Below are 23,882 nucleotides of genomic sequence, written 5' to 3'. Positions count from 1 at the left end.
CCTATGCGGACGTTTGCTCGCCGCGATCAACACCAAGAGGATGAGAATCATGCCTACTTCAAGAAACTCTAACTCGGGAAACTTCGCCAACGATCGAACGAAGGCGTCTGAAGCCGGTCGCAAAGGTGGGAAAACTACCACTACGACTGTCGAGAAAGACCCTGCGAAAACCGACATGGGCCGCAAAGGTGGTCAGAAATCTCGGTAGTGGCGTAAGTAGTTTTGATTGAGAGACGGGGGCGCAAGCTCCCGTTTGAATTTTATTTCGAGGAGGGCGCGACCATGAGCCGGATGGCCACCCGTTTACGCAATGCCAGTTTTGTCACGTTGCTGGGCCTGTTTGCCAGCAGCGCCTTTGCCCAGTCGCCTGCCGACTTCATTAACGATGCCTCCGCCAAAGGCATGGCCGACATCGAAGCCAGTCGCCTGGCACACCAGAAAACCGAATCCAAAGAGGTCAAGGACTACACCGTCGTGGTCATCAACGACCTGACCACCGCCAACCAGCACCTGGCTAAAATCGCCAAGAAGCTCGAGTTGCCTGTGGCGCCTCGGGAAGAAGTGATCGACAAGTCCAAGACGATGATCCCGGAAGTGAAGGATGGCCCGACCTTCGACCAGGCCTACGCGGCCAGTCAGGTGAAAACCACCCAGGAAGCCATCGCACAGATCGAGCAAGAAGCGCAGACCACCGACGTTCCGGAAATCAAAGCGTTTGCCGAAGAAACCTTGCCCAAACTGCAAAATCACCTGCAGATGGCCAAGGCCCTGCAAGCCAGCCGCTAGCCCTTACGCGGCGCGGGTGACCGAAGTCACCCGCGACAGGCGTCTCAGCATTGGTCGAACTTTGGTTTCGGCTTGTCGCCACTCGGGGCGACGTCCATGGCAATCGTTTCGCCTTCGCCGATCTTGCGATATTGCTTACGCAACTCTTCCAACTGCTTCAAATCCAGCGCCTCCAGCCCCAGCATCGCGTTCTGCGCGTCTTTCGTTACCCGCAGCAACTCATCGATCTTCAAGTGCAAGATATCGGTATCGCGGTTCTGGGTGTTCTGGATCAGGAACACCATCAGGAACGTGATGATGGTGGTCGAGGTGTTGATGATCAGCTGCCAGGTGTCGTTGTAGCCGAAGATCGGCCCGGTCAATCCCCACACAACAATCAGAATGATCGCGATCAAAAACGTCGTCGGACTGCCGGCCCACAAGGCAAGCTTCTGGGAGATCTTTGCGAATTTCATTGCCGTGTTCCTTATAGGGATGCGCCTGAAATTCAGACAGCGACGGCTTGCTGAAAATTCTATTGATCTGATGACGCCGCGATCTTGTGGGAGCGGGCTTGCTCGCGAAAGCGGTGGGTCAGCCCACATGGATGCCGGATGGGATGGCCTCTTCGCGAGCAAGCCCGCTCCCACAGGGTGTGCGATTAACTTTTAAGACTGGGTTCTCCGGCAGAAAGTGTCACCTCAACCTCCCAACTGAAATACCCCACCACTTCGCAGCTTTGATTCACCAGCATGAAACTCAATTCGCAGGCTGCAACGCCCGGGTTCAGGTGCGTGCATTCCCAATAGTGATCATCGGCCAGGTGGCTGCCGGGTTGGGTCGGGTTTTCCGGGTCAGGGGCTGGGACGGTGAGGCCGCTGCTGACTTGCAGTTTTGGCGGCGACAACACTTGGGAATCGCCCACGGTCATGTCGTAGAAAACCACGCTGTGTTCGGCGATCAGGCTCACGGTCCTGCCACGAATATGGAAGGTTTTTCCGTTACTGGTGGTAAATGTCAATTTACTGTCATTTTTAACGGTATCAGTCCCGCTGGCGATGTAGATAAATTCATCGCTGACAGTCGTCGGGTTTTCCGCGTCTAGGCTGGGGGTTGGATACTTTGCAAGCAGCGACTCAGCATCAACCACCAGCAACACATTGTTGGCCGTAGCGACACTGGATGAAGGCGATTTGATCGGTTCGGAAGTCATCATGGATTCCTTTCATGATGTTGGCACAAGACGGCAGCCGCTTCGGTTCATGCTAGACATCCTGTTCCTGCCGAAACGGCAACGAACGGGGTAGGCCCCTTGTCGCCAAGGGGCCAGCCTTCGTCAGTTGCGGATGGTGATGAACGGATCCCACGAGCAGCAGCCGACGACTTTGCAGTCGCGATCGACGATCAGGAAATGGAAGTGGTAGGTCACGCTACCACTCGACAGGGTTTCCGAAGACCAGTAATGGTTGTCGACTTTCTGGCAGCTCGGCACGGATGGGTTGCTGGTGTTAGGAACGGCGACGCAGGCCGTAGCCTTGCGTGGTGTGGGCGTGGAGATCAGTTCGTTGCCGACGTTACCGATGAATTTGTAGAAAATCACCGCCGTCTCGAAGCTTTGCGACAGGCTGGTTTCACGCCAGCGAATCAAGTCGCCTACCTGGGCTTTCAAGTTGAGTTCGCCACCGGCCTGACCATTGATCACGTTGTCCCGGTTAGTCACCATGTACACATGATTGACGTCGATCATCGTTGGCGACGCGGGATTCTTGCTGATGTTCGGGTAGTTTTTCAGAATGGTTTCGGTGTCGATTGAGACCAGCACATCCGTGACTCGAGACATAGTAAAGCTCCTTGTTCATAGTGATTGCCCGGCAACTTTCCAGGCATGACAACGCTTGCTTGCCTTACGGCCGTTGCTGAAACACTACGGGCGGAACCCACCATGCACGAGGCTTGAACAGGCCTTGCTCCATGCGTGCAAATTGACAGGTCGGGTTCCTTCCGACTGGCCGCGATTAGGACTATAGATGCGAAACATAGGCTGTCAAAATTGCTTGGCGGTTCGCTCGACGAACGGTCGATTTGGTTATGATTTCCGATGATTTGGCGATAAGAAAATCCCGCTTCAGATCCACCGTGTTACATAAGTCGAATAGGGCTTGCACGCGGGTCGAGGTATCGTAGCGAACCGATTGTCGGCCCAGGCCTGGACAATCCCTCGACAGGAGAACGCAATGAGTTGGTCCGCCAAACAATACGTCGCTTTTGAAGATGAACGCACCCGCCCGGCCCGCGATCTGCTCGCAGCGATCCCGCCCGTTGACGCGCGCACAGCCGTCGACATTGGCTGCGGCCCCGGCAACTCCACCGAGTTGCTGGTAGAGCGTTTCGACAATGCATTGGTGCGTGGCGTAGACAGTTCGACCGACATGATCGACGCCGCCCGCAAGCGCTTGCCTGACGTGCAGTTCGACACCGTTGACATCGGAACCTGGAACGATAGCGGCCCGTTCGACGTGATATTCGCCAACGCGGTGCTGCAGTGGTTGCCTGATCACGCTGCACTGTTGCCTTCGCTGGCATCCCGACTGACCAAGGGCGGCAGCCTCGCGATCCAGATGCCCGACAACCTCAATGAACCTTCCCATCGCTTAATGCGCGAAGTCGCCGCCAATGGTCCGTGGGCCAGCAAACTGGCGGACGCTGCCGGGCAGCGCACGGAGATGGCCAGTGCCAGCGCTTACTACTCGATGCTGCGACCGCACTGCAAGCGGGTCGATGTGTGGCGCACGACTTACCATCATCCGCTGGCGGGTGGGGCTTCGGGCGTGGTGGAGTGGTTCAAGGGAAGTGGGTTGCGGCCGTTTCTTGATCCGCTGGATGAGGGCGAGCGAGCGGAGTATCTGAAGCAGTATCTGGCGGCGATTGAGCAGGCTTATCCGGCGCTTGAGGATGGGACGGTGTTGTTGCCATTTCCGCGGTTGTTCATCGTCGCAACGCGGTGAAAGCTGAGTGAATCAAGCATGCGGCGAGCACTGATCTTGTGGCGAGGGGGCTTGCCCCCGCTGGCCTGCACAGCAGGCCCTATTTTGGGGTCGCTTCGCAACCCAACGGGGGCAAGCCCCCTCGCCACAGAGTAATCAGTGTTCGGTTTAACTAAGTATCAACGCCCAACGCCAACCAACATCATCATCGGCCGCTCACGCTCCTCCGCCAACGCCGGCTGCGCTGTCACCTGTGCATCCGTCGGCCCCCATTCATTCACATGCTGAATCGTGAACCCCGCCGCAATCAACGCATTCAACAAAGTCCCCACCGTGCGGTGCTGCTTGATCACACCCTCAGCTAGCCAATGAGTCACCCGCTCGCCTTCCAGCTGATAACTGTCCAGCGGCCAACGCTTGCGACCTTCGCCATCGATCAACCAGCCCGGATTACGCGGCGCCATGAAGATTGGATGCTCGATGGAAAACACAAAACGCGAACCGGGTTTCAAGGCTGCGTGGATATTTTTGAACAGGCCGGGCAGATCCTTGATGTAGTGCAGCGCTAGAGAGCTGTAGGCCAGATCGAAGTTGCCAGCGGGCAGATCAAGTTGCTCCAGATCGGCTCGGGCATATCGGATGTTGGCGGCGGAGGTCGTGTTACGCGCCTGCTCCAGCATCTTCTCCGACACATCAAGACCGAGCACGCTGTGAGCGCCTTGCTCACTCGCCCAACGGCTGAACCAACCGTAACCACAGCCCAGATCCACCACCTTCAAACCTTTCATCGGCGGCAGCATGGACTGAAGCGCCGGCCATTCAGGCGCGGCATCCAAGCCACCAATGGAGCGGCCCATCTGGCTATAACCCTGGAAAAACTCCGGATCGTCGTAAATATTCTGCGTCATTTCCGAATTGCTCTGTTGAGTTCGTCACGAGCGGCACGAGTTGCCGCCGATTGGTTTCCCTCGAAGAGTTGTGGCGCGTATTCGTTGATGGCCGCGCAGGGGGAGGGTGGTTGCAGGTGAGGGAATGCTAGCGGGTTGGGCGCAGAGGCGAAACGGGATGTGCGTTATGGATATGTAACCAAGGACAAACCCACTCTCTGTAGCAGCTGGCGTAGCCTGCGTTCGGCTGCGCAGCAGTCGTGAAATCAGGCGATGCGGTGTATCTGAAGGACCGCGAATTCAGGTTTTACGACTGCTGCGCAGCCGAACGCAGGCTACGCCAGCTGCTACACATCGGTATTTCTATGTTTCGCCGATGTACTTGGCCATGTTGATCTTCACCATTCCCCAGGCACATCCCGCGTACTGTGGATTAGCTGTATATAGGGCAACTGTTTTTGCTGGCGGAATAGGCAAACCGACTTCAACCAGTACTTCCAAATGACCCTGAATGGCTTCACGCGCCATGGTAATCGCATCATCCAGATTTTCCCCTGCGGAAAAGCAGCCAGGAATATCCGGCACTTCCACACCCCAGGCGTGTTCATCATCACCCGTAGAAATCGCAATTGGATAAAACATATTCATTGTCTTCACTGGACCCGGAAACGAAAAAGGGCGCCGCAAAAGGCGCCCAATCTGACCGTCAGAACTATTCCGCATCCAAGCGTCGAGCAATCACGTCCAGCACATCGCAACCATCGCGCAACGGCACGCAGCAGAGCAATGCGAAATCGCTGAGGACCACCGAATCTGACGTAATGTCACCGCGCATTGCGAGGTTTTCCAGAAGCTGTGTCACGGCCCGGATTCTGTAACTGGCGGTGCTGAGCAGGGAGTGCAGCGGTTGTGTCGTGTTGACAAACAGGGAAGGTAGATCGTCGGCGTTGCTGGTTAAAGCCATGTATTCGTTCATGAGTGATTACCGGTTGTAGGTTAAAGACCTACCACTCAATCGTCGCCAAACAAAAGGGTGGTAGCTGTACGCGGGTTGGCGAACCGGACAACGGTAAAACCGGCAGACCCGAAGATCTCCCACGCACAGCCACCAAAAAAAGCGCAGCAAATTGCGGTCAGAAGGCTCTGAAAAATCTCGGAGCTCTCTGGGTCGTTGTCATCGAGTCGCCAAACCCGATACGCCATTTGGGCGCGGATCGACTATAGAGCTCATGACAAAGACACAGCAATCCGCAAGTCTACGGACAATTCCTAGAGTAGTGTAGGACGTTGCTTTTTCGAAAAAGCGACTGAGAAAGAGGTAGCTGAATAGGGGGGGAGGGTGCGAATCGTGAGTAAAAAATCACACAGTTATATAAAGAACTAAGCATTCTATCGACTGGCGTGGAGAGCTCTTAAGCATTTCACCCACCCCGCCCCGGTTATGATGCATATCCAGGATTCAATTGAGTACCACTATGAAGATTGAATTTCGACCAAAAATCTACCTCGTAGTGGTCCTGCTGATGTTTTCCACGGCAGTCCTTGCCGAGTCCTGTGAAACGATCCTTGCTGCACTCAAGCAGGAGCGCCACTTAACTCAAATCAAACAGGCAGTCGATAAACAAAATACTGAATATCGAGATGGCCCGAATATCACGCTGTCCGTCAATTGCGCGCTCGGTAAGCCTAATGTGTACGTATTGTGGGACGGCCCAAATCCCGATCAGCAGTTCTATGAGTTGGTCGGTCGCATTGGCAGTTTGGTTTCGTCGCGATCTGCGGCTGACGTCGTTAAGTTTTCGAAGCAATGCCGTCAGCAGGCAATTAAGGACAGTGGAGAGATCGCAACAGTTGAACAGAGAGGGCTGGCGATTGAATGCCAGGCGTTTGCCCGAGACGGTGGTGGAACGAATATCTCGGTGTTTGCTGAGTAACGCTCCCCAAATCCCGCCCACAAAAAAACCGGCCACCAAGACCGGTTTTTTTCTATCTCTACATCCCCCGTCAAAAAACCTCAACGTGAGACCACAATTCGATTGGAGCGGGTGAAGGGAATCGAACCCTCGTTATCAGCTTGGGAAGCTGGAGTAATGCCATTATACGACACCCGCTCAGAGCGGCTGACTTTGTACCAGATGTGCGCGTGGATTTGAAGTTTTTCTTTATGCGCGCTGCATTTAGCACGGGGTGACACGAAGGCATGGACCGCGTGATGGCCATTCGCGGGCAAGCCTTGCTCCTACAGATGCGCTGGGGAGTGGGCTTGCTCGCGATGACTCTGTTTCAGATTGCCAGTGCATGGTGGTCCTGGACGTAGTGGTAACGCGGTCGGCTGGCGTATTGCTCGGGTTTCAGGAAGCCCAGCAGTGCGTTTTGGCTGTCTCGGCAGGCGGCTTTGTGCTCCATGTCGAGAAAATGCCCGGTGGCTTGCAGGGTGCTGAAGGTGGCGTGTTGCACGTGGTTGGCGAAGAGCCGGGCGCCGTCGGCGGCGGTGTATTCGTCCCATTCGCCGTTCATGAACAGCACCGGCACGTCGATTTTCTCGGCAGCCTTGAGGAAGCACTGGCGATCACTGTGCAGCAGGTCGCTGATGTGGAAATGCATCTGCCCGTATTCGTGTTCGGCCAGGTTGCTGACGTGGCGATAGTTGAAGCGTTTGAACAGCGACGGCAGGTGTTTGCCGATGGTGCTGTTCACCAGGTTGCCGACCCGGTCGCCGTCGCGGCTGCCGAGGTAATCGACGCCACGTTCCAGGTAGTCGCGCATGTGCTCGTTGATCTCCGGGGAGAACGAGCTGATCACGGCTTTTTCGATGCGCCGTGGCCGTTGGGCGAGGGCGACCAGGGTCGCGGCGCCACCCCAGGAAAACGACAGCACGTGTTCGGCGGCGAAGTGGTCGATCAGCTCAAGGAGGATCTGTCCTTCGACTTCCTTTGTGAGCAATTTCTCGTGCAGGTTGTGGGCTTTTGACTTGCCCGCGTAGGGCTGGTCGTAGCACACCACATTGAACTGCGGATGAAGGTTTTTCACGGTCTGAGCAAACGACGCAGTCGTGGCCATCGAGCCGTTGACCAGAATAATGGTCTTCTCTGCGGCGTCTGCGCGATAGAACTCCGTGTAAACCCGATACTGACCCTGTATATCCAGCACAGCGATTTCTGGCCTCATGTCATAAGACTCCTGAGCAAGCGGGTATGCGCGCAAATGAGATTGCACGAGCTTTGTGACAGGTAGGCATACGCCTGGAATTTGGAGGCCCATGTCGATCCGGTAATGCAGGTCGACGGGTATTGTTATTGGCGGGCAGTCTGCCGGTGGAATGCGGAACCTGAGGGCTCCTGACCGGCAAAAAGTTTCTTAGAAGTATGTTGTGACTCATCGGTCACAATCTGGCCGACGTCCTGATTCAAGCAGGGGCGACGGCATCGCGCAAGTGTCATTCGTAAATTGTTCGACAACTTCTGCTGAGCGGTCGCCTGCTTAGATCAATTGAATCTCTTCGGTGCGCAAAGGGCGGTACTCGCCCGGTTTTAGCGCGTTATCGAGCAGCAGCGGGCCCATGCTTTCCCGGTGCAAGCGCAGCACCTTGTTGTCGAAATGGCCGAACATGCGCTTCACCTGGTGATAACGACCCTCGACGATGCTCAGCCGCGCCGCTTTTGCCCCGAGCACCACCAGTTCGGCGGGTTGCGTGGTGAGATCCTCGAAAGCGAAGTACAGCCCTTCGTTGAAGGTGACTGCATACTCCGGGCCGATGTCTTGTTCGGTCTCGACGTAATAGACCTTGGGCAGTTTGGTTTGCGGTTGGGTCAGGCGTCGCGACCAACTGCCATCGTTGGTGATGATCATCAGGCCGGTGGTATTGAAGTCGAGGCGCCCGGCGATGTGCAGGTCATCCTTGTCCGGTTCGTGAATCAGGTCGAGCACGGTCGGGTGTTGCGGATCGCGGGTTGCGCTGACGCAGCCGGGCGGCTTGTTCAGCATGAAGTAGCGCGCCGGTTTGCCGACTTGCAGCACTTCGTCGTCGACTTCGACGCAACTGAATTCGAGCACTTCGGTATGAGGATCGCTGACGACTTTTCCGTCGATGCGCACGCGTTTTTCCACCAGCAACAGACGAACTTGCTTACGGTTGAAGCGCGGCAGGTTGCTGAGGAAACGGTCTACACGCATCGGTCAGAAATCGGACGGAGAAGGGGCGCGCATCTTACGTGATCGACCGGGCGGCTGCTTGCAGCTGCGCCTCGACCTGGGCGCAACGCGGGCACAGGCAGGAGAGGTCGCGCAGTTCCGCCGGCAGTGCTTCAAGGACCGCCGGGTCGATGCTGACGCCGTAGCACCAGCAAGCGCGGTCGGCGGTTCGTGGGTCGGCCAGGCTGCAGTCGTTGGGGGCGCCGCAGGCCGGGCATAGTTGTGGCTTATTCATAAACAGAGTGAGGCATTTCCACGCAGGTGCGGTTGCGGCCGGCTTGTTTGGCCCGGTACATCGCATGATCGGCCCGGGACAGCAACGTATGCAAGGTCTCATCCGGTTGCAGGGTGGTCAGACCGATGCTGACTGTCAGCTGCAGTTCCTTGCCGTTGTAGGCATAACGCTGTTTTTCCACATGTTGGCGAATTTTCTCGGCGATTTTCTGACCGGTCTCACCGTCGGTGTCCTTGAGCAGCACGATAAATTCCTCGCCGCCCCAACGGCAGACGATGTCGGAATGCCGCAGGCAGCTTTCCAGGTCCCGCGCGAAACCGATCAGTACCTGATCACCGGCGAGGTGGCCGTGGGTGTCGTTCAACACTTTGAAATGATCAAGGTCCAGCAGCAGGGCCGTCAGTGGTTTCGGTTCGCGCTGGGCTTCGTGCATGGCTTGCGCCGCCAACAAATCGAAGCCGCGGCGGTTGGGCAGTTCGGTCAGGCTATCGAGGATGGCTTGGGCCTGGATCTTGCCCTGATAGCGTTTGATTACCCGGTTCAGCAGCACCAGCACAATCGAGGTGACGAGCAGGCAGATCAGCAAGTTGAGGTACAGCGACTGGCGGATTTCACTGAGGGCGCCGTCTTCGCGTTTATCGACAAACAAGTACCAGTTCAGCTCCGGAATAAACCGCACGTTGAGGAAATGTCCCTGGCCATGGACAGAATATTCGTAGCTGCCGCTGTGGGGTTTGGGCAACTGGCTGACCAGGCCTTTCATGCTGTCGAGATCGCCCAGGCTCCGGCCGGCCCGCGCGCCTTCGGGACCGCCCTCGGCGCCGGTAAGCACCAGTCGGCCAAAGGTATCGACGAAGTACACGCTGCGTTGATAGCGCTGTTGATACTTGTCGATCAGCTTGATCACCGCATCCACCGTCAGGCCGACGCCGGCCGCGCCGATGAAGCGTCCCTCGTAGTCGTAGACCTTGTAGTTGATGAAGAACGTCAGGTTGTCCTTGTTGGCCAGGTCCGGGTCGACGTTGATCTCGTAGGGTTCTTTCATGTCGCGGACGCGGAAATACCAGGCGTCCCGCGGCTCATCGATCCTGACCTGTTTGAGCACGCCTTTGGCGTGGTAGTAGGTCAGGCTGCTGTTGGAGATGAAAAACGCGGTGTAGGCGCCGTAGTGGGTCATGACCTCATTGAGGTAGCGGGTCATCTGGTCGGGGTCGTGCTCGCCGTTGACCACCCAATCGCGCATAAAGGTGTCGCGGGACATCATCGAGGAAATCAGGATTGGTCTGACAAGGTCTTTCTGGATTTCCGAATAAACCGTGTCGGAAGTCAGCGGCAGTTCGGTGTTGACGATGTTGTCGCGGATCGACGCTCGCGAGGCGTAGTAGCTGAGAAACGAGGTGGCGAGGAAACCGGCGCCCAATAACGCAATCAGCGTGAGGACCAACGAACGTTGGGAATACAGCGGCGAGCGAAGCGGCATGGTGGTTCCGTTGGCGATGACCCGATGGCATGCATTCTAGTGGGATGGCGGGGAAATAACTGCGGGATTTGTGGGGTGAATCGGCAAGGATCAGAGGCGGTAGTGCCTGTACTGGCGCCTTCGCGGGCAAGCCTCGCTCCTACAGGGGGCGCGTAATCCTGTAGGAGCGAGGCTTGCCCGCGAATCGAAAGATCAACGCCGATCTGTCAGATAAGCCCGCCACCCGCCGAGATGACTGATATCCACCGCGCCCTCAAGCCCATACGCCTCACAAATAAACCCGCTCTCCCACCGTCCATCCGCCAGTTGCACCTTGCCCAGCCCCAGCGGTGCCGGGATCCCGGTCAGGAACGAGCCCAATTCACTACTCGGCAATTCCCAGACCTCCACCGCAATCGCCACGCCACCGTCTTTCACCCGCACCATCCCCGGACGAAACGGTGGGCCGCCGGCCAACGCGTACAACTGATAGTCCGGCGAACTCAACGTCGATTCGACCAACCGCGCTCCACGCTGCTTGAGTTGCCAGTTCAACGCCAACCCCTCCAGATGCGCACCGCACACCACCAGCCGTGCACGGTCATTGCGGGCAACTGCCGTCGGCGCAGGCGAACCTTGCTGACGCTGCAATCCATCCGCCACGCTCAACAAATATTGATCGGTAAACGCCCGGCCAAACAACGTCACGCCCCACGGCAAGCCGTTGCCCATGAACCCGCTGGGCACGGCGACGGCGGCGTAGTCGAGCAGGTTCATGAAGTTGGTGTAGTAACCCAGTTCCGAATTGCGCAACACCGGTTCCGCTGCCAATTCCGCCAGCGTGACAGGGCGGCCGATGGTCGGCGTGAGCACGCAATCCAGACCTTCCAGGGCCTGGTCGCAAAGGGCCTTCAAGGTTTGCAGTCGATACTGCGCGCGGAAGGTCTGCACGCCGGTCACCGCCGGGGCCTTGGCCAATACCGCACGAATCACCGGCAGCACCGCTTGCGGGTTTTGCTCCATCAACTCGCCGGCCACGCTGTAGCGCTCGGCCACCCATGGGCCTTCATAAAGCAACTGCGCGGCTTCGAGGAACGGCGACAGATCCAGCTCCACCGCTTCACCGCCCATGGCTTTGAGCTGGTCGATGGCATCACCGAACAGCAGCGGGCCTTCCGGGCAGCCGAAAAACTCCAGATCCTGGGCGCGGGGCACGCCGAAACGGAAGGGCCGAGGCGCACCGAATGCCGACCCGTCGTTCCACAACGGATTGCTGCGGCTGTAGGCGTCCCGTGGATCAAGACGCGCCGTCAGCGCCAGCAACTGACTGGCTTCGCGAGCAGTGGCGGTGAAGGTCGTGACGCAATCCAGCGTGCGACAGGCCGGCACCACGCCGCCGGTGGAAATCAGCCCTTTGGTGGCTTTCAAACCCACCAGATTATTCAGCGCCGCCGGCACCCGACCGGAGCCCGCCGTATCGGTCCCAAGAGAAAAGCTCGCCACGCCGAGGGCCACCGCCAAAGATGACCCGGCACTGGAACCACCCGATGGATACTCCGGCAACACGCTGTTCGGGCACGCGCCATACGGCGAGCGACTGCCGTTCAGGCCGGTAGCGAACTGGTCGAGATTGGTCTTGCCCAGCGGAATCGCCCCCAGCGCCAGCAACTGCTCGACGATGGTCGCCGAACGCTCCGGCACATAAGCAAACGCGGGACACGCGGCAGTGGTAGGAATGCCTGCGAGGTCGATGTTGTCCTTGATCGCAAACGGCACGCCGTACAGCGGCAGGCTGTCGAGATCACGCCCGTCGAGCGCGGCGAGGTACGGTTCCAGTTCTTCGACGCTGAGCAAATGGATGAACAGGTGATAATCCGGGTTCAGCGCCGCGGCTTTGTCGCGCAGGCTAAGCAGCAGTTGCCGAGGCGTGGTCTGGCCGTCGCGATAAGCGCTGCGCAGGGCGTCGAGTTGCAGATTGAAATTCATGATTCGATCCTTTTCAAAATGAGTTCAGTCGAGGTCCAGCACCACGACCCGCTGCCCGGCGCGCACCGCCGAACCCGGTTGCACACGAATCTCCCGCACCACTCCGGCCATCGGCGCGAGCAATGGGATTTCCATCTTCATCGACTCCAGAATCACCAACACATCCCCGGCCTCGACCCGCGCGCCGGTCTCAACCTGCACCTGCCAAAGATTGCCGGCGATGTGGCTATCGACGCTCTGTTGACCGCTGGCCAGCGGCGCGTCTTCGGTGGTTTCGGGGACCAGTTCCTCACTGTCGAAATGCGCTTGGCCGCTGGCGATCCAGCGTTCGCGCTCGGCGTTGAACGCGCCTTTCTGCTGATCCCGAAACGCGGCAATGCTCTCGGCTTCTTTGGCCAGAAACCCTTGGTAGTCCGCCAGGTTCAACTGGCTGTGCTCGATGTTCAGCTCGAAGCGCCCGAGAGGAAAATCACGTCGAATGCGCAGCAACTCATCGGCGCTCACCGGGTAGAAGCGAATCTGATCAAAGAACCTTAGCAGCCACGGTTTACTGTCGAACGCCGCGACTTCGCGGTAGCGATTCCACATCTGCAACGTGCGGCCAACGAACTGATAACCGCCGGGGCCTTCCATGCCGTACACGCACATGTACGCGCCACCGATGCCCACCGAATTCTCGGCGGTCCAGGTGCGCGCCGGGTTGTATTTGGTGGTCACCAGACGATGGCGCGGGTCGAGCGGGGTGGCGACCGGTGCGCCGAGGTAAACGTCGCCCAAACCCATCACCAGATAGCTGGCGTCGAACACCGTGCGCTGCACTTCGTCGAGGTTCGGCAGGTCGTTGATGCGGCGGATGAACTCCAGATTGCTCGGGCACCACGGTGCGTCCTTGCGCACGGTGGTCATGTATTTTTCGATCGCCAACTGACACGCCGGATCGTCCCAGGACAGCGGCAGATGCACGATGCGCGACGGCACTTGCAAGTCCTTGGCGGCGCACACGGCGTCCCATTCACCGGCGATGATGCCGAGCAAATCGGCGAGTGGCAGTTGTTCGGGTTGGTAGTGGACTTGCAGGGAGCGGATACCGGGCGTGAGGTCGATCACGCCGTGCAGGTGTTTGCTTTCCAGGGCCTGCATCAAGGCGTGGGCACGGAAGCGCAGGACCAGATCGAGCTCGGGGGCACCGATCTCAAGCAGTAGATGCGTGTCCCCCGACAGCCTCGCGACCAACCGCGTATCGTCCTGCCCAATATCCAAAGCCACAGGCGACTCAACCCCCTGTGGGAGCGAGCCTGCTCGCGAAGAAGTTGATGCGGTGTCTGATCTGTCCCCTTCGCGAGCAGGCTCGCTCCCACAGGGGTTATCCCATTTCAGGGCGAGGTTGCGGGCAGTCGTCAAATCAACCGGAAGGAACTTAATTTTATCCCCAGCCTTAAGCTGTCCCAACTGCCAAAGATCCGCCTCGATCACCGTCACCGGGCACACAAACCCACCCAGGCTCGGACCATCCGGCCCCAAGATCACCGGCATATCCCCAGTGAAATCCACCGCCCCAATCGCATACGGATTGTCATGAATATTCGACGGATGCAGCCCCGCTTCACCACCATCGGCCCGCACCCATTCCGGCTTCGGCCCGATCAATCGCACGCCGGTACGGCTGGAGTTGAAATGCACTTCCCACTGCGTCGCAAAGAAAGTGCCGATGTAGTTTTCGGTGAAGTATTCCGGCGCGCCATGCGGGCCATAGATCACCCGAATCTGCCGCACAGCAGGCAACTCGGCGAGTTCAGCCAATTGCGCCCCGACGCTGCGATCACTCAAGCCCGGCACGTGCAACACATCCCCGGCCCGCAGCGCTCGCCCGCCATGCCCGCCAAACTGGCCAAGGGTGAAGGTGCTTTTGCTGCCCAGATAATCCGGCACTTGCAGCCCGCCGCGCAGGCACAGATAACTGCGGGCGCCAGCGCCTGCTATGGTGCCGAGGCTTAGCGTAGAACCTGCGGGAATCAGCAATGCGGTGTTCATCGGCACAGCTTCGCCATTCAACGTCAGCGGAATCACCGCACCGGTCACCGCCACAACCGCCTCGCAATTAAAGCGCAACAACGGCCCGCTCATGGTGACTTCCAGCGCGGCCAAACCTTCGTCATTACCCAGCAAACGGTTCCCCAAACGCAACGCCCGACTGTCCATCGGCCCCGACGGCGGCACGCCGACCGCCCAGTAACCGAGGCGCCCCGGATAATCCTGAACGCTGGTTTGCGTACCTGCGCTGAGCACTTCAAAGGTGTTCGCCTGATACACCAGACCTTCCAGGCAACGCGTCCATGGCTGACCGCTGGCGAAGGGCGCATCGAGCAAAATCTGCCGCAGATAATCGCGGTTGGTTTCCACCCCGTAGAGCAGGCTGTCGCCCAAGGCTTGATGCAGATCGGCAGCCGCTTCATCGCGGGTCGGCGCCCAGCTGATGACCTTGGCAATCATCGGATCGAAGTACGGCGGGATCTCGCAACCGGCTTCGACCCACGTATCGATGCGCAGTTTTTTGCCATCGGCAGTGGGGAAGTTCACCGCCGTCAGCAGGCCCGGACTCGGCTGGAAATCCCGGCCCGGATCTTCCGCATACAACCGCGCCTGAATCGCATGACCCTGCGCTTTCAAACCTCTGCTCAATTCATGCAGCGGCGGCAAATCACCGGCTGCCAGTTCGACCATCCAGCGCACCAGATCCACGCCCCACACCTGTTCCGTGACGCCGTGCTCAACCTGCAATCGCGTGTTCACTTCCAGGAAATAGAAGCGCTGGTCTGCGCTGTCGAAGACAAACTCCACCGTGCCCGCGCTACGGTAATTCACCGCTTTGGCGAGTTTGATCGCTGCCAGGCACAGCTCCTCCGCCATGCCCTCGGGCAGGTTCGGCGCCGGGGTTTCTTCGAGGACTTTCTGGTTGCGCCGCTGCACCGAGCAGTCGCGCACGCCGAGGGCAATCACCTCGCCGCGACCGTCGCCGAACACCTGCACTTCCAGATGCCGCGCGCGCTGGATGTACTTCTCGATGAACACCCCGGCGTCGCTGAAATTGTTCTGGCCCAGGCGTTTGACCGCTTCAAAGGATTCGCTCAACTCGGCGGCGCTGCGGCACACGCGCATGCCGATACCGCCACCACCCGCGGTGCTTTTCAGCATCACCGGGTAGCCGACTTGTTCACCGGCAATCAGCGCCGCGTCGAGGCTGTCGAGCAGCTCGGTGCCTTCGAGCATCGGCACGCCGTGTTGCTTGGCCAGGGCGCGGGCGGTGTGCTTGAGGCCGAACACCCGCAGTTGCTCTGGCGTCGGGCCGATAAAGGCAATGTTGGCCGCTTCACAGGCTTCGGCAAATGCAGCGTTTTCCGAGAGAAAACCGTAGCCGGGATGGATCGCCGTGGCGCCGGAGGCTTGGGCGATGGCGAGGATTTTATCCACCGCCAGATAGGTGCCGACGGCGGCACCTTCACCGAGGCTGTGGGCTTCATCAGCCTGCAAAATGTGCAGGCTCGCGGCATCGGCTTCGGAATAGACGGCGACACCCTTGACCTGCAATTCACCCAAGGTGCGCAAGATGCGGCAGGCAATCGCGCCACGGTTGGCAATCAGGACTTTTTCGAACATGGCAAAACCCCCGGAGGCGATAACGCATCAGCCTCGACCTGGGATGCGGGCCGTCCCGCAGTTTTTCGAAAGGCGCCGGGGTCGTCCCCGACGGCAAAATCACTTCTCTTAAAAACACCATCGAACCCCTGTGGGAGCGAGCCTGCTCGCGAAAGCGTCAGCACATCCACCATTGATGTTGTCTGATGCACCGCTTTCGCGAGCAGGCTCGCTCCCACATTGGTATTTGTGGTGTTCTTACTTTTTGAGGCACTGCCCCGAACGCGCCTGGCACAGGGCAAACAACCACCGCCGCAACTGCACTAATTTCAGTTCCATACCAGCAACTCCGCAGGCGTAGGGTTGTAGGCATTGCACGGGTTGTTCAGCTGCGGGCAGTTGGAAATCAGCACAATCACGTCCATCTCCGCCCGCAGATCCACGTATTTCCCTGGTGCCGAAATCCCGTCTTCAAAGGTCAGTCCACCATCAGCCGTAACCGGCACATTCATGAAGAAATTGATGTTCGGCCCGATGTCTCCTTTTCCCAATCGCCCGTCATGCACACAGGCCCGCAAGTAGTTGTCGCGGCAGCTGTGCATGTAGCGTTTTTCCAGCGCATAACGCACGGTGTTGCTCTCTTGCGCGCAGGCACCGCCGAGGGTGTCGTGGCGCCCGCAAGTGTCAGCGACGATGGTCAGCATCGGTTTGCCGAGGTTGGAATACAGCACGCTGCCGGTGCTCAGGTAGACGCTGTTCTGCCGACGCAACGTGCGTTGCACGTCGTAGCGTTCCTTCGGGTTGGCGACGCTGTAGAACAAGGTATCGACGGCTTGGTTGCCTTCCAGGTCGAGGATGCGCAGGGTCTGGCCGGCCTTGACCTCCATCAGCCAGGGTTCGCCGGCGGGGATGGTGGCGCGGTAGATCGCGGTTTCTGGCTGCTGGGTGGCAGTAGCGATGGCAAGTGACATGGCAGCGATCCTCAGGCGAACAAACGGTCGGTGTTGATAAAGCCGCGCTCGTTTTCCGGGCGTGATGTGCGGCAGTGTTCGGCGACGCTGGCGTCGGCGTTCATCCAGCTCAGCTTCAGCGGTTTCGGTGCGTACTCCGGCGACGGGTCCATCGGATGTTGCAGCGCGGTGAGCACCACCAGCGTGTCCATTGGCGCGTACAACTCGATGTAGTCGCCCGCCTTGGAGTTGCCCTCGACGAAGTGAAAGCGCCCGGCCTCATCGACATTCACGCGGCTGAACAAATTGAGGGTCATCAGCAAATCCGAAAGTCCCAGACCCCACTTGCCGAGCTCCACCAACAGGTTGTCGGTGCCGTTGCGGAAGAAGCCGTTGCGCAGTTCCTGATAGCGGCCGGCGCCGTATTTTTCCGCGACTTCTTCAGCGCACAGCACACCGCCGAGGCTATCGCTCCAGCCGCAGGTGTCGGCGGTGATCGCGGCCAATACGCGGCCCATGTCCGAGTACAAACAATGGCCGGCGGTGAGCTTGGCGGTGTGTTGGCATTTGAGGCTGTCGGGCAGGTTCAGGCGTTCGGTTTTTTCGTTGGCGTTGAGCAGCGTCAGGCTGACGTTGGCGCCGCCGCGCAGGTCGGTCAGGCGCAGCAGTTGGCCGCGTTTCAATACGAAGGAGCGATGGCCGCCGCCGGGGAGCATTTCTTCGGCGAAGGGCGGGAACAGTTGGGTCGAATCAGTCATGTGCAAAGTCCTCTTAAGCGGTGCGAAGCGTGCCTGCCAGCTCAGCCGGCAAGGCATCGACGGCGGCGCGAGTGGCGCGGCGGTCGCTGTTCAACGGGATGTCGTAGGTGATGCGTGCGCCATAGGCGCCGGGGGCGTGCGGGTCGACGCGGACCTTGTCGAACACCAGCAAGCGTGTGCCGAGGCTGAAACCTTCGGACAGGTCATGGGTGACCATGAACACCGTCAGTTGCGTCTCGCGCCACAGCTCCAGCAGCAGGACGTGCATGTCTTTGCGGATGCCCGGATCGAGGGCGCCGAACGGTTCGTCGAGCAGCAACACGCGCGGCTTCATGATCAGCGCCTGAGCGATGGCCAATCGTTGTTGCATGCCGCCAGAGAGCTGCGCCGGGTACTTGTCCAGCGAGTGGCCGAGGCCGACTTTGTGCAGCAGCACCGAGGCTTGTTCGCGGGCGTCTTTTTTCGCGCTGCCGAACAGGCGTCCGAGCAGTGGCGAACGCGGCAATTCGAGGCCGAGGGCGACGTTGTCCAGCACGGTTAAATGCGGGAACACCGAGTAGCGCTGGAACACCACGCCACGGCTTGAGTCCGGTTCGCCGGCCAGGGCCTGGCCGTCGAGCAGGATCTCGCCGCGACTGGCTTTTTCCTGACCCAGTAGCAAACGCAGGAAGGTCGATTTGCCGCAACCGGAAGCGCCGACCAAGGTACAAAACTCACCTTCATTGACGTTCAGATTCAAGCCTTCGAGCACCACTTGATCGGCGTACTGCTGCCAGACATTTTTCACCGTGATGAAGCTCATGCGCGGGCTCCTTCGTACCAAGGAAACGCACGTTGAGTCAGGCGCTTGAGCCCCCAATCCATCAGCCAGGCGAGCAGGGTGATCCACACCACGTAGGGCAGGATCACATCCATCGCCAGGTAACGACGCACCAGGAAAATCCGGTAGCCGAGGCCGTCGGTGGACGCGATGGCTTCGGCGGCGATCAGGAACAGCCACGCCGAACCGAGCATCAGCCGCAACGAGATCAACAGCCGTGGCAGCAATTGCGGCAGCACCACCCGCAGCATCAAGGTCCAGGTCGAGGCGCCGAGGGTCTGGGCCTTGATCAGCAACTCGACGGGAATTTCCCGGGCGCGCTGTTCCAGGTCACGGGCCAGCGCCGGGGTGATGCCGATCACGATCAGCATCACTTTCGACAACTCGCCCAAACCGAAGACGATGAACAGAATCGGCAGGATCGCCAGCGGCGGCACCATCGACAACACCGTCAGCAGCGGTGACAACGGCGCGCCAAACAGCGGCAAGGTGCCGGCCGCCATGCCCAGGCACAGCCCGGCCAGCGCGCTGATGCCGAGACCGATGGCCAGCCGACGCAGGCTGGAGGCGCTGTCTTGCCAGAGCAGGTAGTCACCGGTGCGGCTGTCGGCGACGAACGCCAGGCGTTTTACCGCGTCGGTCATTTGCACGGCGCTGGGCAGCAACTTGTCGTTAGGGTTTTCCGTCAGCCGCTCGGCCGAGCCCAGGAAGTAGGCGAGCAGCACCAGGGCGAACGGCAGGATCACCAACAGCAAGCGACTCGGGCGATCCGGGTGGCGATTGATCAGGCGCATGGCCAGGTCCTCCTGTTTACAGCTTGGCGTCGGCGGCCATCTGCACGTAACTCGGATCGAAGCGCAGCTTGAGGTTGCCTTTGTCGCCGCTTGTCACGCCATTGGCGAACGCCATGCCGACGGCGCTGGTGTCCTTGGCGCCTTCACCGAGCAAACCGTGCTGGAAGGAAAACTCGGCGACCTTGCGCATGGTTTCCGGCAATTGCTTGCTGGTGGAAAACGCCAGCGCCTCCTGCGCAGTAGCAAATAGCTTGGTGGTGTCGAGTTGCGACTGGAACCCGGCCAGGTCGGTGCCGGAGGCTTTGGCCATGTGTTCGAGGGCGGCTTTGCTCGCGGCGTTCTTGGCGTTCATCAACTCGACCACTTCGAACCAGGCACCGGTCAGCGCTTTGCCGAGGGCCGGGTTGTCTTTGAGGGTGGCGCTGTTGACCACCATCATGTCCATGATTTCGCCGGGCACCTGGCTGGAGTTGAAGACTTCAGTCACGCCGGGCTTGGCCTTGATGTCCGAGAGCATCGGGTTCCAGGTGGTAACGGCGTTGACCTGATCGGTGTTGAAAGCGGCCGAGATGTCGGCGTCGGAGGTGTTGACGACTTTCAGGTCTTTCTCGGTGAGATCGACCGAATCGAGCGCGCGTGCCAGCAGGTAGTGGGAAACCGAGAGTTCGACGAGATTGACGTCCATGCCCTTGAGGTCGGCGACTTTCTTGCCTTCGCCTTTAAGCACGATGCCGTCGTTGCCATTGGAGAAATCGCTGACGATCAGCGCGGTGCTGTCGACGCCACCGGCCGCCGGAATGGTCAGCGCATCCATGTTGGTCATGGTGCAGCCGTCGAACTGGCCGGCGGTGTATTGGTTGATGGATTCGACGTAGTCGTTGAGCTGCACCACATCGATCTTGATGCCGTACTTCTTCGCCCATTTGTCGACGATGCCTTGGCTACCAGCATATTCCCAGGGCATCCAGCCGGCGTAGATGGTCCAGCACACGCTGAAGTGATCTTTCTGGGCGGCGTGGGACGAAACGCTGACGAGGGCGGCGAATGCGGCGGCGAGCAGGGCGGGTAAACGAAGTCGGGTCATGGGATGGTTCTCCAGTTGATCAAGGGCGGGCAGGAGTCAACGCGGCACCGCGAACGGTGGCTTGTCTCCCGGGCTTTTGTCCCGCCGTGTAACCTCAACTGGAGGTCGCCAACTCTCGGACCAGCCACTCGCCTAAGCGAGCCGGAACCCTAGTCAGCCATTGCAAATTGTGGTGCCGCGAACCTGTGATGACTCCTGCACGCCTTTACTAAAGCGAGAGCCGTGCCAAGTCGCTACGAGGCGTCTGGGCCGGGGGATGACGCCGATTGGCCGATGGAAGAGGGCGCGTGATTGCCTTGTCATGGTGCGCCGGCGCACCGCAATGGGCCGCTGATCCGAAGGTTTTTGCCATCGCGCACTTGATCAAGGTTTCACAGTCAAACCAGGTGTGAGTCGGCCAGTGCCGACTGCTGTCGCGGGTCTTTCAGGAGGCCGCCATGGTTTATCAAAAATGGCTTCGTCGATTATTGCTGGGCGGGGTGCTGGGCTTGGGTCTGTCGGGTTGCTACTACTACGCTGGCACCGCCGATATTTACGCAACGCCGTATTACTACCCCGGTTATTACTACTCGCCTTATTACTACGGTTATTCCTACCCCCGGTATTACGGGCGCTATCGCTACTATTACTACGGTGGCCACGGCTATTACGGCGGTCGCGGACCGGGTTATTACCACGGTGGTGGCCGTTACGGTCGCCACTGATCACGACGGCGCTCCCACTGATAAGGAAGCGCCGTTTTTTTATGGCGAAGATGAAAAACCTTTCATCGGCGACTTGTATCAATGTGTTTCAAGAGCGCACCAGATTCCGAAATCGATGTCTGATCTTTCGACAGTCGCAAACAATTAGCTGTCGCCTGCCAGCGTCGCTGGTGTGGCTACTCGCGGTCCAGGAGGCCGCCATGTATCGCCGAATTCTTCTGCTGGTCGTGTTGAGTTTTTCCCTTGGTGCATGCGTTCCCTATTCCTACGGAGATGGAGGCAGCTACTACAGTTCTGAGGTCTACTCGTCCCCCGCGCCGGCTTACTACTCGGGCGGTGGCAGCTACTACTCGGCTCCACGCTATTACCAACCAGCACCGCGTTACTATCAGCCGGCTCCGCGTTATTACCAGGCGCAACCGCGCTACTACCAGTCCCACAACCGTGGCTGGCAGGGACATGACCGAGGCGGTTGGGATGGCCGCAATCGGGGCAACTGGGACAACTCCCGTGGTCACGATGGACGTGATCATCGGGGTGGACGTGGCGATGGTCGCGATGGTCGCGGAGGCCGGGGTGGTCACCGCTGATATTTCCAACAGCCAGCAACAAAAAAGCGGCGCATTAAGCGCCGCTTTTTTTGTGCCCGGATTTTAGTAATCCGATAAATCCGCCAAGGGATGCCGACCTTCCCACACCTTATGAAAATGCGCCTCCACTACCGCGTCCGGCACATTATTAATGTCCGGCCAGTGCCAGTGCGGCTTCTGATCCTTGTCGATCAACCGCGCCCGCACGCCTTCGCTGAATTCCGGGTGACGGCAGCAGTTAAGGCTCAGGGTGTATTCCATCTGAAAGACCTCCGCCAATGACAGATGCCGGGCCCGGGCGATTTGCTCCCAGACCAGATGAGCGGTCACCGGCGAACCCTCTGTCATGGTTTTCGCGGCCCGGCTGAGCAGCGGATCAGTGGAGTCGCGCAAATGGCTGATGGCTTTCCAGGCGCAACGCACGTCGCTGACATCCAGCAATTCGTCGATCTGTTGGCGGCGCGGCAGCCATTGCGCTTCGGGCATCTGTGCGACGGCTTCTTGCTGCAAGGCCTTGAGCAGACTGTTGAGCTGCATCGAGGTCTGTTCCTGCCAGTTCAGTTGCAGCAGGCCTTCGATCAGTTCTTCCTGTTGTCCTTCGAGCAGAAAGCGGTCCGCCAGATCCAGATCGATCGCATCCCGGGCATTCATATGCGCGCCAGTCAGGCCGAGGAACAACCCGAGCTTGCCGGGCAGCCGCGACAGGAACCAACTGGCGCCGACGTCCGGGTACAAACCGATGCTGATCTCGGGCATCGCCAGACGGCTGCTCGGCGTGACAATCCGGATGCTCGCGCCTTGCAGCAGGCCCATGCCGCCGCCGAGGACGTAACCGTGGCCCCAGCAGATCAGCGGTTTGGGGTAGGTGTGCAACTTGAAGTCCAAACGGTATTCCGCCGCGAAGAACTGCGCGGCCAGGGGCGGCACTTCTCCGGGATGTTGGCGACAGGCTTCGACCAGGCTGCGTACTTCGCCACCGGCGCAGAAGGCCTTGGCGCCGTTGCCGCGCAGCAAAACGCAGACGATTTGCGGATCCTTGGCCCAGGCGTCCATCTGGTCGCGCAGGGCGTTGATCATCGGCAAGGAGAGGGCATTCAACGACTTTTCGGCATCCAGGCTGGCGATGCCGATGCGGGCGCCGTCGGTGCCGGTGAGTTCTTCGAAGTGCAGATTCATCGTGACCTCGATTGGGAATTTGAGCGTTCAGTATGATCGCATTGCAGGAAAGTGCCGGTTCTGTGTCAGATCAATTGACAAGCCTGCCCAGCTTTCCTAGGGTTCGCCCCATTGTTTTTGCCGGGTATGACCATGACTGCTGACGACCGTATCAAACTCGAACCGAGCTGGAAGGAAGCGCTGCGTGACGAATTCGACCAGCCCTACATGGCAGAGTTGCGTTCATTCCTGCAACAGGAGCGCGCGGCCGGCAAGGAAATCTATCCGCCAGGCCCAATGATTTTCAACGCGCTCAACTCGACGCCGCTGGACAAGGTCAAAGTCGTGATTCTCGGCCAGGACCCGTATCACGGCCCGGGCCAGGCGCATGGCTTGTGCTTCTCGGTGCAACCGGGCGTGCCGGCGCCGCCGTCGCTGGTGAACATCTATAAAGAGTTGAAACGCGACCTGAACATCGACATCCCGAGCCATGGCTACCTGCAAAGCTGGGCTGATCAGGGCGTGCTGATGATCAACACCACCATGACCGTCGAGCGCGCGAATGCTAATGCGCACAAGGACAAGGGCTGGCAGTTCTTTACTGATCGGATCATCGAGGTGGTCAGCGCGCATCAGCCGCATCTGGTGTTCATGCTGTGGGGCGCGCATGCCCAGAGCAAGCAGAAGCTGATCGATGCGACCAAGCATCTGGTGCTGACCTCGGTGCATCCGTCGCCGTTGTCCGCCTATCGCGGCTTCCTCGGTTGCGGGCACTTCAGTCGGACCAACAAGTTTCTGGAACAGAATGGCGAGGCGCCGATCGAGTGGCGGTTGCCGCCGGTCTAAAAGCTTCGCGGGCAAGCCTCGCTCCTACAAGGACAGTAGAG

At 59.2% G+C, this 23,882-nt stretch carries 24 protein-coding genes, 1 tRNA gene, 1 pseudogene and 1 riboswitch; of the genes and pseudogenes, 7 read left to right on the top strand and 19 right to left on the bottom strand.

From position 1 onward, the window contains the following. Positions 1-49: 49 nt before the first annotated feature. Together ACIOYV_RS09055 and ACIOYV_RS09050 are read left to right on the top strand one after the other, a co-directional pair. On the top strand, positions 50-208 hold the full coding sequence (locus ACIOYV_RS09055) for a KGG domain-containing protein (protein WP_082356627.1): 159 nt from the start codon (positions 50-52) through the stop codon (positions 206-208). 74 nt (positions 209-282) lie between these two features. After that, complete coding sequence (locus ACIOYV_RS09050) at positions 283-786, top strand: DUF4142 domain-containing protein (RefSeq protein WP_401323001.1); 504 nt, start codon at positions 283-285, stop codon at positions 784-786. Between the two features lie 44 nt (positions 787-830). On the opposite strand, the gene ACIOYV_RS09045 is transcribed toward ACIOYV_RS09050, so the two are convergent. The 3 genes from ACIOYV_RS09045 to ACIOYV_RS09035 all read right to left on the bottom strand — a co-directional run bounded on the left by ACIOYV_RS09045 (position 831) and on the right by ACIOYV_RS09035 (position 2,605). After that, positions 831-1,241, bottom strand: coding sequence for a low affinity iron permease family protein (locus tag ACIOYV_RS09045; protein WP_163908910.1), 411 nt, complete (start codon positions 1,239-1,241; stop codon positions 831-833). A gap of 185 nt (positions 1,242-1,426) precedes the next feature. After that, the gene (locus ACIOYV_RS09040; protein WP_401323444.1) at positions 1,427-1,978 is read right to left on the bottom strand and encodes an AidA/PixA family protein; all 552 of its coding nucleotides are present in this window, start codon (positions 1,976-1,978) and stop codon (positions 1,427-1,429) included. A 123-nt stretch (positions 1,979-2,101) separates the two neighbouring features. Beyond that, on the bottom strand, positions 2,102-2,605 hold the full coding sequence (locus ACIOYV_RS09035) for an inclusion body family protein (RefSeq protein ID WP_163908912.1): 504 nt from the start codon (positions 2,603-2,605) through the stop codon (positions 2,102-2,104). 394 nt (positions 2,606-2,999) lie between these two features. Between ACIOYV_RS09035 and tam the strand changes: the two genes are divergently transcribed. Beyond that, entirely contained in the window at positions 3,000-3,770 is a 771-nt protein-coding gene (gene tam, locus ACIOYV_RS09030; protein WP_401322998.1) for a trans-aconitate 2-methyltransferase, read from the top strand. Between the two features lie 158 nt (positions 3,771-3,928). Here the strand turns inward: tam and ACIOYV_RS09025 are convergent, their stop codons facing one another. From ACIOYV_RS09025 to ACIOYV_RS09015, 3 genes and pseudogenes are all read right to left on the bottom strand, one after another. Beyond that, on the bottom strand, positions 3,929-4,657 hold the full coding sequence (locus ACIOYV_RS09025; protein WP_401322996.1) for a class I SAM-dependent methyltransferase: 729 nt from the start codon (positions 4,655-4,657) through the stop codon (positions 3,929-3,931). A 348-nt stretch (positions 4,658-5,005) separates the two neighbouring features. Next, a pseudogene (locus ACIOYV_RS09020) lies at positions 5,006-5,278 on the bottom strand (type II toxin-antitoxin system HicB family antitoxin); the annotation flags it as partial. 70 nt (positions 5,279-5,348) lie between these two features. After that, complete coding sequence (locus ACIOYV_RS09015) at positions 5,349-5,612, bottom strand: hypothetical protein (protein ID WP_054615884.1); 264 nt, start codon at positions 5,610-5,612, stop codon at positions 5,349-5,351. 499 nt (positions 5,613-6,111) lie between these two features. Here ACIOYV_RS09015 and ACIOYV_RS09010 point away from each other — a divergent pair, with 499 nt between their 5' ends. Beyond that, complete coding sequence (locus ACIOYV_RS09010) at positions 6,112-6,570, top strand: hypothetical protein (RefSeq protein WP_401322993.1); 459 nt, start codon at positions 6,112-6,114, stop codon at positions 6,568-6,570. A 103-nt stretch (positions 6,571-6,673) separates the two neighbouring features. Here the strand turns inward: ACIOYV_RS09010 and ACIOYV_RS09005 are convergent. The 12 genes from ACIOYV_RS09005 to ACIOYV_RS08950 form a co-directional block, all read right to left on the bottom strand. Beyond that, positions 6,674-6,747: transfer RNA gene (locus ACIOYV_RS09005), tRNA-Gly, on the bottom strand. A 172-nt stretch (positions 6,748-6,919) separates the two neighbouring features. After that, positions 6,920-7,804 (bottom strand): alpha/beta fold hydrolase, encoded by an 885-nt coding sequence (locus ACIOYV_RS09000; RefSeq protein WP_054046765.1) that lies wholly within the window; start codon positions 7,802-7,804, stop codon positions 6,920-6,922. A gap of 312 nt (positions 7,805-8,116) precedes the next feature. Beyond that, positions 8,117-8,809: a pseudouridine synthase gene (locus tag ACIOYV_RS08995; RefSeq protein ID WP_401322990.1), complete on the bottom strand. Its 693-nt coding sequence runs from the start codon at positions 8,807-8,809 to the stop codon at positions 8,117-8,119. A gap of 34 nt (positions 8,810-8,843) precedes the next feature. Further along, complete coding sequence (locus ACIOYV_RS08990) at positions 8,844-9,062, bottom strand: cysteine-rich CWC family protein (RefSeq protein WP_401322987.1); 219 nt, start codon at positions 9,060-9,062, stop codon at positions 8,844-8,846. After that, positions 9,055-10,542, bottom strand: coding sequence for a diguanylate cyclase domain-containing protein (locus ACIOYV_RS08985; RefSeq protein ID WP_401322985.1), 1,488 nt, complete (start codon positions 10,540-10,542; stop codon positions 9,055-9,057). Before ACIOYV_RS08985 ends, ACIOYV_RS08990 begins: the two co-directional genes overlap by 8 nt. 192 nt (positions 10,543-10,734) lie before the next feature. Continuing rightward, the gene (gene atzF / locus ACIOYV_RS08980; protein ID WP_401322983.1) at positions 10,735-12,507 is read right to left on the bottom strand and encodes an allophanate hydrolase; all 1,773 of its coding nucleotides are present in this window, start codon (positions 12,505-12,507) and stop codon (positions 10,735-10,737) included. Between the two features lie 24 nt (positions 12,508-12,531). After that, on the bottom strand, positions 12,532-16,161 hold the full coding sequence (gene uca / locus ACIOYV_RS08975) for an urea carboxylase (RefSeq protein WP_401322981.1): 3,630 nt from the start codon (positions 16,159-16,161) through the stop codon (positions 12,532-12,534). A 308-nt stretch (positions 16,162-16,469) separates the two neighbouring features. After that, the gene (locus ACIOYV_RS08970) at positions 16,470-17,111 is read right to left on the bottom strand and encodes an urea amidolyase associated protein UAAP2 (RefSeq protein WP_054046753.1); all 642 of its coding nucleotides are present in this window, start codon (positions 17,109-17,111) and stop codon (positions 16,470-16,472) included. An 11-nt stretch (positions 17,112-17,122) separates the two neighbouring features. After that, complete coding sequence (locus ACIOYV_RS08965; RefSeq protein ID WP_054046751.1) at positions 17,123-17,848, bottom strand: urea amidolyase associated protein UAAP1; 726 nt, start codon at positions 17,846-17,848, stop codon at positions 17,123-17,125. A 13-nt stretch (positions 17,849-17,861) separates the two neighbouring features. Then, complete coding sequence (locus ACIOYV_RS08960; protein WP_265043821.1) at positions 17,862-18,650, bottom strand: ABC transporter ATP-binding protein; 789 nt, start codon at positions 18,648-18,650, stop codon at positions 17,862-17,864. Next, entirely contained in the window at positions 18,647-19,462 is an 816-nt protein-coding gene (locus ACIOYV_RS08955; protein ID WP_054046747.1) for an ABC transporter permease, read from the bottom strand. Before ACIOYV_RS08955 ends, ACIOYV_RS08960 begins: the two co-directional genes overlap by 4 nt. A 16-nt stretch (positions 19,463-19,478) precedes the next feature. Next, positions 19,479-20,546 (bottom strand): putative urea ABC transporter substrate-binding protein, encoded by a 1,068-nt coding sequence (locus ACIOYV_RS08950; RefSeq protein WP_401322977.1) that lies wholly within the window; start codon positions 20,544-20,546, stop codon positions 19,479-19,481. A gap of 63 nt (positions 20,547-20,609) precedes the next feature. Then, a riboswitch (guanidine-I (ykkC/yxkD leader) is annotated at positions 20,610-20,710 on the bottom strand. 273 nt (positions 20,711-20,983) lie between these two features. On the opposite strand from ACIOYV_RS08950, the gene ACIOYV_RS08945 reads away from it, so the two are divergent. Together ACIOYV_RS08945 and ACIOYV_RS08940 are read left to right on the top strand one after the other, a co-directional pair. Further along, positions 20,984-21,250 carry a hypothetical protein gene (locus ACIOYV_RS08945; RefSeq protein WP_290027559.1) on the top strand — a complete coding sequence of 89 codons (267 nt, stop codon included), beginning with the start codon at positions 20,984-20,986 and terminating at the stop codon, positions 21,248-21,250. Positions 21,251-21,450: 200 nt separating this feature from the next. Next, positions 21,451-21,840: a hypothetical protein gene (locus tag ACIOYV_RS08940; protein WP_401322974.1), complete on the top strand. Its 390-nt coding sequence runs from the start codon at positions 21,451-21,453 to the stop codon at positions 21,838-21,840. Between the two features lie 63 nt (positions 21,841-21,903). Here ACIOYV_RS08940 and ACIOYV_RS08935 read toward each other — a convergent pair whose 3' ends face one another. After that, complete coding sequence (locus tag ACIOYV_RS08935) at positions 21,904-23,016, bottom strand: enoyl-CoA hydratase/isomerase family protein (protein WP_401322971.1); 1,113 nt, start codon at positions 23,014-23,016, stop codon at positions 21,904-21,906. Between the two features lie 132 nt (positions 23,017-23,148). Between ACIOYV_RS08935 and ung the strand changes: the two genes are divergently transcribed. Next, complete coding sequence (ung, locus tag ACIOYV_RS08930; RefSeq protein WP_163908925.1) at positions 23,149-23,841, top strand: uracil-DNA glycosylase; 693 nt, start codon at positions 23,149-23,151, stop codon at positions 23,839-23,841. The last annotated feature ends 41 nt before the right edge of the window (positions 23,842-23,882 follow it).

The organism is Pseudomonas sp. NPDC087342 (assembly GCF_044744265.1).
Lineage (GTDB): Bacteria > Pseudomonadota > Gammaproteobacteria > Pseudomonadales > Pseudomonadaceae > Aquipseudomonas > Aquipseudomonas nunensis.
This window is presented reverse-complemented; position numbering and strand designations above follow the sequence as displayed.